Here is an 8952-nt window from a genome sequence, read left to right on the forward strand (position 1 = left end):
CAACCACCGATAGTCCGGCGACGTCGCCGCCGGAGGCTCCTCGCCTCGGACGAGCGCGAGCAACTGCCAGTAGCGCTCCGCCTGCGCGTCGAGGGACGCCTCGATCCGCTCCAGCACCTGGTCGCGGCGGGCGCCGGCCTCGCTGCCGAGGAGTTCGTCGAGGATCCGCCCCGCCTCGACCGAGTCGGGGGCGACGCCGCGTTCGCGAGCGGGGCGGACGAGCAGTGAGACCTTCTTGGCGAAGAACGTGAAGGCGCCCGGCTGGGCACCGGGCCCCGAGCCCGCCCGGCCGCGAGCGGTGGCGTTGTGTTCCGCCATGCGGCGCATGCGACGGCGGAAGCCGGGATCGGTGACCAGTTCCGCGAGTTCGATCCATGCGTCGACCTGCGCCGGTGTCGGGTCGTCGGGAAGTTCCGGCGCGGTGCCGCGCATCCGCTCACCCAGCCGCGGATCGGTGTCGAGACCGCCGAAGACGGCGGCCGTGAAGTCCTCGATGATCGCTTTGCGCTCTTCGATGGAGAGCCTTGCCAGCTTGTTCACCAGTTCCATCTCCTCGGTGTCGGACTGCCGCTTGGCCACAGTGCTCAGCACGGCCCTGCTCAGACGGAGGGCCCGGATCCGGGCGTCCAGGGCTTCCACGTGGACGGCGGCGACGGCCGCGACGGTCGTCTCCCGCTCCAGCACCCGCCGGACGTCCTCCAGGCCGAGCCCCAACTCGCGCAGGGTGCGCACGAGCTGGAGACGGGCGACCGACCGGGCGTCATAGAGCCGGTAGCCGGCGGCGGAGCGTCCGGCCGGAGGCAGCGCCCCGACATCGGACCAGAAGCGGATGGTGCGCACCGGCGTGCCGGTGCGGTGGGAGAGCTGCCCGATGGTGAACAGCTCACGGCCTTCGTCGCTCACGTGAGGAGTGTGGACCTTCCACCCGCTGGAGACTCAAGGGCGTCCCGCCCCGGACTTCGCCGCTCACTGACGCGCCGGTGGGGGAGGAGGGCCTGCCGTGAAGGACGGGATAGGACCGCTTTCCGTCACGTTCCGCAGCCAGGAGAGCGGGGACGGTGACATCGGCTGGTTGCCTTTGGCGAAGGGACTCGGCGATGCTGCCGTCGGCTGGTGCGGGTGGAATGCGGGTTCTGCTGCTGTCCGGGCCGGACGAGGGCGGTGGGGGTGTCGAGAAGCTCGCCGAGGCGTTGGAGGCGTCCGGCGTGGGGGTGCTGCGCGCGGCGAGCGTCCGGGACGCGCTGAGCGTGGTGCGGTCGGACGCGGCGCTCGGTGCGGCGCTGGTCGGATGGGACACCACCGACACCGCGATGGACGGCCCGGCCGGTACCGGCGAGGTGCTGCGGGCGATCGGGGAGCGCTTTATCCGCCTGCCGGTGTTCCTGCTGGTCACAGGGCCGGACGTGAGCGGGCTGCCGCTGTGGGCCTACAAGCTGATCCAGGGATGCGTGTGGCCCCTGGAGGACACCCCGGCGTTCATCGCCGGCCGGATCGCCAGGGCGGTGGCCGACTACCGGGAGGCGGTGCTGCCGCCGTTCTTCCGGGCGCTGCGGCATTTCGACGCCGGCCACGAGTTCTCCTGGCACACGCCGGGACACGCGGGTGGGGTGGCGTTCCTGAAGTCACCGGCGGGCCGGGCGCTGTGGGACTTCTACGGCGAGGCGCTCTTCCGCACCGACCTGTCGATCTCGGTCGGGGAGCTCGGCTCACCGCTGGACCACACCGGGCGGATCGGCGCGGCCGAACGCAACGCGGCCAGGGTGTTCGGCTCCGAGCAGACCCTGTTCGTGATGAACGGCAACTCCGCGTCCAACCGGATCGTCGGCCACGCGACCGCGGCCGACGGGGAGACCGTGCTGGTGGACCGCAACTGCCACAAGTCGATCATGCACGCGCTGACTCTGTCGGGCGCGGTGCCCCGCTACCTGGTGCCGCAACGCAACGGGCTGGGGCTGGCCGGCCCGATCCCGCCCTCGGCACTGGCCCACGCCGGTGACGGAGGGGCTGCGGCGGTGTCGGCGGTGATCACCAATTCCACCTATGACGGGCTTTGCTACGACGCGGTCGATGTCGCCGAGCTGCTCGCGCCCCACGTGCCGCGGATCCACTTCGACGAGGCCTGGTTCGGGCACGGCGCGTTCCACCCGCTGTACGCGCGTCGCTTCGGCATGGCGGTGACGCCGGAGGTGATGGGTGACGACCTGCGGCCGACGGTCTTCGCGACCCAGTCGACGCACAAGCTGCTCGCCGCGCTGTCGCAGGCGGCGATGGTGCACATCCGGCCCGCGCCGCGCGCGCCGGTGAACCTGGCGCGCTTCAACGAGACCTACCTGATGCACGGCACCACCTCGCCCTCCTATCCGATGATCGCCTCCCTGGACGTCGCCGCCGCGATGATGGACGGCGCGTCGGGCACCTTCCTGCTCACCGAGGCCATCACCGAGGCGATCAGATTCAGGCAGACGGTGGTGTCGGTCGCCGAGCAGATCCGGCTGACCCGGGACCGGCCCGGCTGGTTCTTCGGCGTCTGGCAGCCGGACCACATCGCCACCGCGCCCGTCGCGGACCTGGTCTCCGTCCCGGCCGCCTGGAGCCTGGAGCCCGGCGCCGCCTGGCACGGATTCACCGACCTGCGGAGCGGCTACTGCATGCTCGACCCGATCAAGGTCACCATCACCTGCCCCGGTGTCACCGCCGACGGCGCCGTCCAGGAGTTCGGGATCCCGGCCCGGGTCGTCGCGGCCTACCTTGAACACCGGGGCATCGTCGTGGAGAAGACCGGCGACTACACCCTGCTGGTCCTGTTCTCCCTGGGCACCACCAAAGGCAAGTGGGGCACCCTCATCGACGCCCTGGTCGACTTCAAGGACGCCCACGACGCCGGCGCACCCGTCCAGGAGCTCATCCCCGAACTCGGCCTCACCGGCCCCCTGCCCGACCTGTGCGACGCCATGCACGCCGCTCTGCAGGCCCACGGCCTGGGCCGCCTGCTGGACCAGGTCTTCACCGACCTTCCGACGCCCGAGGTCACCCCTCGCGTCGCCCACCACATGCTCATCCACGACGACGTCGAGCAGGTCCCGCTCGACCAGGCCCACGACCGCGTCGCCGCGTCCCTGGTCGTGGTCACCCCGCCCGGCATCCCCATGCTCCTGCCGGGCGAGAACATCGGCCGCGCGGACGGCCCCGCCCTCACCTACCTCCGCGCCCTGCAGGCCATCGACCAGGCCTTCCCCGCCTTCGCCGCCGACATCCACGGCGTCCACCGCGACCAGGCCGGCGCCTACCACCTCGACTGCCTCGCCCCGACCGGCTCCGCCCCGTCACCCACAGCCGGCTGACGAGCCTGCCACCCTCATCGGCGGTGGTCCCTTCCCCGAGGTCGCCGGTGGCGCGGGCGGGCGCCGGCCGAGACGGGAGTTCAGCAGCAGGACGGCCCCGTCGTCGAGACCACCGGGAGGGGGACGCCGTTGCCGGTGCGCTCGCCGCCCTCGGGGCCTGCGGCGGCACAGCAGGCGGAGTCGTCGGCCTTGGCGAGGGTGTCGGCGTCGGCCTTCACGACGTAGACCTCCCAGGGCTCGTTGCCGGGGCCGTGGACCCAGACCTTGTCCTGAACGGCGTAGCAGCAGGAGGTGTCGTTCTCCTCCAGGGTCGCCAGGCCCTCGGCGGCCAGCCGCTGGGCCGCGCCGGTGACCAGGGCGGAGTCTTCGACCTCGACGCCCAGGTGGTCCAGGCGGGTGGGCTCGTCGCCCTCACCCTCGATGAGCACGAGCTTGAGCGGGGGCTCGGCGATGGCGAAGTTGGCGTAGCCGGGGCGCAGCTTGGCGGGTTCGGTGTCGAACAGCTTGGAGTAGAAGGCGATCGAGCCTTCCAGGTCGGACACGCGCAGAGCGAGCTGGACGCGGGACATCACGGCCTCCTGTTTCGATGTTTGTCTAAGTAGCGGACGGCCCGAGTTTGCGCCCGTGGATAGATGGATGTCAAATTAGAGGTATGTCGAAGCAGGAACTGCCGCTCGTCGGCGCCACCCCGGGCCAGGTCACCGTGGGCGGGCAGGGGGAGGCGTGCTGTGCGCCGCTGGTGTGCGAGCCGCTCACCGAGGGCGAGGCCGCCGAGCTCGCCCCGCTGTTCAAGGCGATCGCCGACCCGGTGCGGCTGCGGCTGCTGTCGCTGATCGCCTGCCACGAGGGCGGCGAGGCGTGCGTGTGCGACCTGACCGCCGCCTTCGACCTCACCGCCCCGACGATCAGCCACCACCTGAAGGTCCTCAAGCAGGCCGGGCTCATCGGTTCGGAACGGCGCGGGACCTGGGTCTACTACTGGCTCAATCCCGGCGTGCTGGAGCGGCTGTCGGCGATCCTGGGCACGCGCGCCACCGCGATGGCCTCGGCGTGACCGGCGGCGCGGAGGCGACCGTCACCGCTTCGCCCACCCGGCAGGCCGCACCGGGGCGGCTGTCGCGGCTGGACCGGTTCCTGCCGGTGTGGATCGGCGCGGCGATGGCCGCCGGACTGCTGGCCGGCCGCCTGGTCCCCGGCCTGGGGACGGCGCTGGACGCGGTGAAGGTCGACGGGATCTCACTGCCGATCGCGGCCGGGCTGCTGGTGATGATGTACCCGGTGCTGGCCAAGGTCCGCTACGACCGCCTCGGCACCGTGACCGGCGACCGGCGGCTGCTGATCGGCTCGCTGGCGGTGAACTGGGTGCTCGGCCCGGCGGTGATGTTCGCCCTGGCCTGGCTGCTGCTGCCCGACCTGCCCGAGTACCGGACCGGCCTGATCATCGTCGGGCTGGCGCGCTGCATCGCGATGGTGGTCATCTGGAACGACCTGGCGTGCGGGGACCGGGAGGCCGCCGCCGTGCTGGTCGCGCTCAACTCGGTGTTCCAGGTGGTCGCGTTCGGCGTGCTGGGCTGGTTCTACCTGAACGTGCTGCCCGGCCGGCTCGGCCTGGAACAGGCGCACATGGACGCCTCGGCGTGGGACATCGCCCGCAGCGTCCTGGTCTTCCTCGGCGTCCCGCTCGTGGCCGGATACCTGACCCGCCGCCTGGGCGAACGAGCCAAGGGACGCGACTGGTACGAGACCCGGTTCCTGCCGCGTATCGGCCCGGCCGCCCTGTACGGGCTGCTGTTCACCATCGTGATCCTCTTCGCCCTGCAAGGCGACCAGATCACCGCCCGCCCGCTGGACGTCGCACGCATCGCCGTGCCGCTGCTGGCCTACTTCGCGCTCATGTGGGCGGGGTCGTTCGCCCTGGGCCGGGCCGCGGGCCTGGGGTACGAGCGGACCACGACTCTGGCGTTCACCGCCGCGGGCAACAACTTCGAACTCGCCATCGCCGTCGCGATCGCCACCTTCGGCGTCACCTCCGGCCAGGCCCTGGCCGGAGTGGTCGGCCCGCTGATCGAGGTCCCCGTCCTGGTCGCCCTGGTGTACGTCTCCCTGGCCCTGCGCCGCCGCCTCACATGGCGCGCCCAAGTCCCCGGCCCTGCCACCGAAAGAGCCCGCCATGCCTGAGACCCCCGGCCAGACCTCGACGGAGATCCCCGAGGTGCTGTTCGTGTGCGTGCACAACGCCGGGCGTTCCCAGATGGCCGCCGCGCTGCTGGACCACCACGCCGCCGGACGCGTCCGGGTCCGCTCGGCCGGATCCGCCCCCGCCGGTCAGATCAATCCCGCGGTACGGGCCGTGATGGCCGAGCTCGGCCTGGACCTGTCCGGGCGGTTCCCCCAACCCCTCGCCGGTGACGCCGTGCGTACCGCCGACGTCGTCATCACCATGGGCTGCGGCGACGTCTGCCCCGTCTTCCCCGGCAAGCGCTACCTGGACTGGCAACTGCCCGACCCCGCCGGCCTGCCGCCCGAGGAGGTCCGCCCCATCCGCGACGAGATCGACGCCCGTGTCCGCGCCCTGCTGACCGAACTGGTCCCACCCCCTTCCTGAGGACCTTCGACCTCTTCGGGCGGCGGCGCCCTGCGTGCGAGAGGCGCCACCGCCGGCGTGTCCGGGTCTTCCCCCGCACCCTCTTCATCGTTTATCGTCGATGGACGATGAAAGAGGGGAAGGGGCCGCTCGACCGGTCCACCGCCGCTGAGTACGCGTCCTGGTTCAGGGCCCTGGCCGACCCCACGCGCGTGCAGATCGTCTCCCTGCTGGCCCGCCAAGGGCGCCCGATGAACGTCGGAGAGATCGTCGGCCATCTCGACGTCGGCCAGTCGACGGTCTCGGCACACCTGAAGGTGTTGGCCGAGGTGCGGTTCGTCCTGGCCGACCAGCAGGGCACAGCCCGCTTCTACCGGATCAACGACACCTGCGTGAGCTGCTTCCCCTCGGCCGCCGACATCGTCATGGGCCGCCCGGCGCCGGCCACGTCCGAATGCGCGAGCCCTGAGCAAAGGGCAGCACGGTGACCGATCACGCTCCGATTCCGGTGGACCAGGTCGTCGACCGCTACTCCGGCCTGGCGCGGCTCGCCCAGGCCGGTGGGACGCCGCTCGACTGCGAGGCCGACGACGCCGAGCAGGCTTGCTTCGGCGCCGCCGCCTACCAGAAGGACGGCCAGGACGTGCCGGAAGCCGCGCTGCGTGCCAGCCTGGGCTGCGGCAACCCGCTCGCCGTCGCCGAACTGCGCCCCGGGGACACCGTCCTGGACCTCGGCTCGGGCGGAGGCCTGGACGTGGTGCTGTCGGCCCGCCGCGTCGGCCCCACCGGCACGGTCTACGGCCTGGACGCCAGCCGCGACATGCTCGCCCTCGCCCGCTCCAACGCCGCCGAGGCCGGTGCGGCCAACGTCCGCTTCCTGCACGGCCACATCGAGGACATCCCCCTGCCCGACGCCGGCGTCGACGTCGTCATCTCCAACTGCGTCATCAACCTGTCCACCGACAAGCCGCGCGTCCTGGCCGAGACGTTCCGCGTGCTGCGGCCGGGAGGACGCCTGGGCATCAGCGACGTCATCGCCGACGACGACCTCGACCCCGCCCGGCGCGCCGCGTCCGAAGCCCGCGTCGGCTGCGCCAACGGCACCCTCACCGCCGCCGAGTACGAGCAACTGCTGCGGCTGACCGGATTCACCGCCATCCGCATCACCGTCACCGGCGACGCCGGGGACGGCCTGCGCTCGGCGATCGTCCAGGCCACCAGGTGAGCGCGTCCGAGGCCGGTCTCGGCGAGCGCGCTGGACGCCGCGTGCTGGGATCCGTGGGTGGTTTTCCGGAACTTCCTTCCTATATCGCTCGTCCATCCTGACGAGAGGGAAGTCCCTCGACCGCGCTTGGCGGCCCACGTCGGCGGTGATCCGAGTCCCCGCACGGGCGGCACGCGAACGGAGCAATCGATGATCCTTGGTCTCATGACCGCCCTCTCCGCCTCGGCCTGTTACGGCGTCGGGTCGGTGCTGCAGGCCATGGGATCCCGCAAGTCCAGCCGCAGGGAGGCGGCCGCGCGGTCCGCGACCGCCACCACCCAGCACGGCGGGCCCAGCCTCTCGTCCACCGCGAAGGCCGCTGTGACCTGGGAGTTCATGGTGGGGACCGTGCTGGACTTCGTCGGCTTCGGGCTCGGCGCGCTGGCGGCCAGGATGCTGCCGCTGTTCCTCTCGCAGACCGTGATCAGCGCCAACCTGGTGATCACCGCGGTGCTGGGCATCCGGCTGCTGGGCGTGCGGCTGGGCCGGCAGGAGTGGGCCTCCATCGGAGTGGTCTGCGCGGCCCTGGTGCTGCTGGCGGGCGCGGCCGGTCCCGAGGGCGGCGGCCGCACCCCGATATCCACGCACTGGTGGCTGCTGGCGGCGTCGGTGCTGCTCATCGGCGGCGGCACCCTGGCGGTGCGCTGGCTGGGAGCCAAGGCGGCGATCCTGGCCGGTCTGCTGTCCGGCCTGGGCTTCGGTGTGGTCGGCATCGGCGTGCGGGTGCTGAACGGCGCGGACCCGCTCGCCCCCGGCGCGCTGCTGACCGACCCGGCCTTGTACGCCATCCTGATCGGCGGCATCGGCGGCATGTACCTGCACACCGTCGCCCTGCAGATCGGCTCGATCAACGGCGCCACCGCTGCGCTGGTGGTGGGGGAGACCGTGGTTCCCGGCGCCCTCGGCGTCGTCTGGCTCGGCGACGCCTCGCGTCCGGGCTATGCCTGGGTGGCGGTCATCGGCTTCCTGCTGGCCGTGGTGGGCGCCGTCGCCGTGGCGTGGTTCGGCGAGCCGGAGGTCGTCGGCGCGCACGAGCGTCGTCCGGAGGAACTTCCCGCCTCCGGCTGACCCGAGTCCCCGACCGCGCGTCCTGGCGGGACGAGGCTGATCAGCGGAGGACGGCCGCCAGGAGGTCGGCGCCCAGTGCCGTCAGGTCGGGCAGATTGAGGGTGTGGCGCACGTACCGGCCCTGCCGTCGAGCGGTGAGCAGGCCGGCGCGGCGCAGGACGGCGAGGTGGCGGGACACCTCCGGGGACGACAGGTCCCAGAAGTCGGCCAGCTCGCTCGTGGTGTGCGGGCCGCGGGCCAGGGTGCGCAGCAGCCGCAGGCGCACCGGATGCGCGAGGGCCTCCAACCGGAGGGTGACCGTCTCCAGCGAGACCGGCTCGGCCGGGCTCGGCTCGGCGACGGGGTACTGCACCACCGGATGCCACCCGGGCGCGTGGACCGCGACCAGGTGCGGGCGGCCGAAGACGCTGGGGATGAAGGTGACCCCGGCGCCTCGGGCGGCGGTCGCCTTGTCCTGCACCTTGTCGACGATGATGTGGTCGCCGTCCGGTGCGAGGGTGACCGCGCCGGAGACCGAGGCGAGTGCCGCCCCGATTCCCTGGCGTCTGAGCAGGTCGTTCTTCAGGCGGAGGTCGGTGGCGAGCTGGACCGCGACGTCCGCCCAGGCGTTGTCGAAGAACGCCTCGGCGCATGCTTCGAGGGTGTCGCGCACGCGGGTCCGCACTGCGGCGGGGTCTGCGAGCAGCCGTTCGGCG

General features: G+C 72.2%; 10 protein-coding genes. 7 read left to right on the forward strand and 3 right to left on the reverse strand.

What is annotated here, in order from left to right; translation table 11 throughout:
* Positions 1 to 903 (reverse strand): MerR family transcriptional regulator (locus AB0J52_RS17145; protein ID WP_500182559.1); only part of this gene is annotated, 903 nt, incomplete at its 3' end.
* A 221-nt stretch (positions 904 to 1124) separates the two neighbouring features.
* Between AB0J52_RS17145 and AB0J52_RS17150 the strand changes: the two genes are divergently transcribed.
* On the forward strand, positions 1125 to 3341 hold the full coding sequence (locus AB0J52_RS17150; protein ID WP_500182560.1) for an Orn/Lys/Arg family decarboxylase: 2217 nt from the start codon (positions 1125 to 1127) through the stop codon (positions 3339 to 3341).
* 80 nt (positions 3342 to 3421) lie between these two features.
* Here the strand turns inward: AB0J52_RS17150 and AB0J52_RS17155 are convergent, their stop codons facing one another.
* Positions 3422 to 3910 carry an ArsI/CadI family heavy metal resistance metalloenzyme gene (locus AB0J52_RS17155; protein ID WP_500182561.1) on the reverse strand — a complete coding sequence of 163 codons (489 nt, stop codon included), beginning with the start codon at positions 3908 to 3910 and terminating at the stop codon, positions 3422 to 3424.
* Between the two features lie 83 nt (positions 3911 to 3993).
* Between AB0J52_RS17155 and AB0J52_RS17160 the strand changes: the two genes are divergently transcribed.
* The 6 genes from AB0J52_RS17160 to AB0J52_RS17185 all read left to right on the forward strand — a co-directional run bounded on the left by AB0J52_RS17160 (position 3994) and on the right by AB0J52_RS17185 (position 8257).
* Positions 3994 to 4395 (forward strand): ArsR/SmtB family transcription factor, encoded by a 402-nt coding sequence (locus AB0J52_RS17160; protein ID WP_500182562.1) that lies wholly within the window; start codon positions 3994 to 3996, stop codon positions 4393 to 4395.
* A gap of 104 nt (positions 4396 to 4499) precedes the next feature.
* Positions 4500 to 5519, forward strand: a complete 1020-nt coding sequence (gene arsB / locus AB0J52_RS17165) for an ACR3 family arsenite efflux transporter (protein ID WP_500182568.1) — start codon at positions 4500 to 4502, stop codon at positions 5517 to 5519.
* Complete coding sequence (locus AB0J52_RS17170; RefSeq protein WP_500182563.1) at positions 5512 to 5946, forward strand: arsenate reductase ArsC; 435 nt, start codon at positions 5512 to 5514, stop codon at positions 5944 to 5946. Before arsB ends, AB0J52_RS17170 begins: the two co-directional genes overlap by 8 nt.
* 107 nt (positions 5947 to 6053) lie before the next feature.
* A complete protein-coding gene (locus AB0J52_RS17175) occupies positions 6054 to 6413 on the forward strand; it encodes an ArsR/SmtB family transcription factor (RefSeq protein ID WP_500182564.1) in 360 nt (119 codons plus the stop codon).
* Positions 6410 to 7150 (forward strand): methyltransferase domain-containing protein, encoded by a 741-nt coding sequence (locus tag AB0J52_RS17180; RefSeq protein WP_500182565.1) that lies wholly within the window; start codon positions 6410 to 6412, stop codon positions 7148 to 7150. The genes AB0J52_RS17175 and AB0J52_RS17180 overlap by 4 nt, the downstream gene beginning before the upstream one ends.
* Positions 7151 to 7354: 204 nt before the next feature.
* Positions 7355 to 8257: a DMT family protein gene (locus AB0J52_RS17185; protein ID WP_500182566.1), complete on the forward strand. Its 903-nt coding sequence runs from the start codon at positions 7355 to 7357 to the stop codon at positions 8255 to 8257.
* A 40-nt stretch (positions 8258 to 8297) separates the two neighbouring features.
* On the opposite strand, the gene AB0J52_RS17190 is transcribed toward AB0J52_RS17185, so the two are convergent.
* A partial coding sequence (locus tag AB0J52_RS17190; RefSeq protein ID WP_500182567.1) for an ArsR/SmtB family transcription factor occupies positions 8298 to 8952 on the reverse strand: 655 nt, incomplete at its 5' end.

This window comes from Spirillospora sp. NPDC049652, from assembly GCF_040675125.1.
Classification (GTDB): domain Bacteria; phylum Actinomycetota; class Actinomycetes; order Streptosporangiales; family Streptosporangiaceae; genus Spirillospora.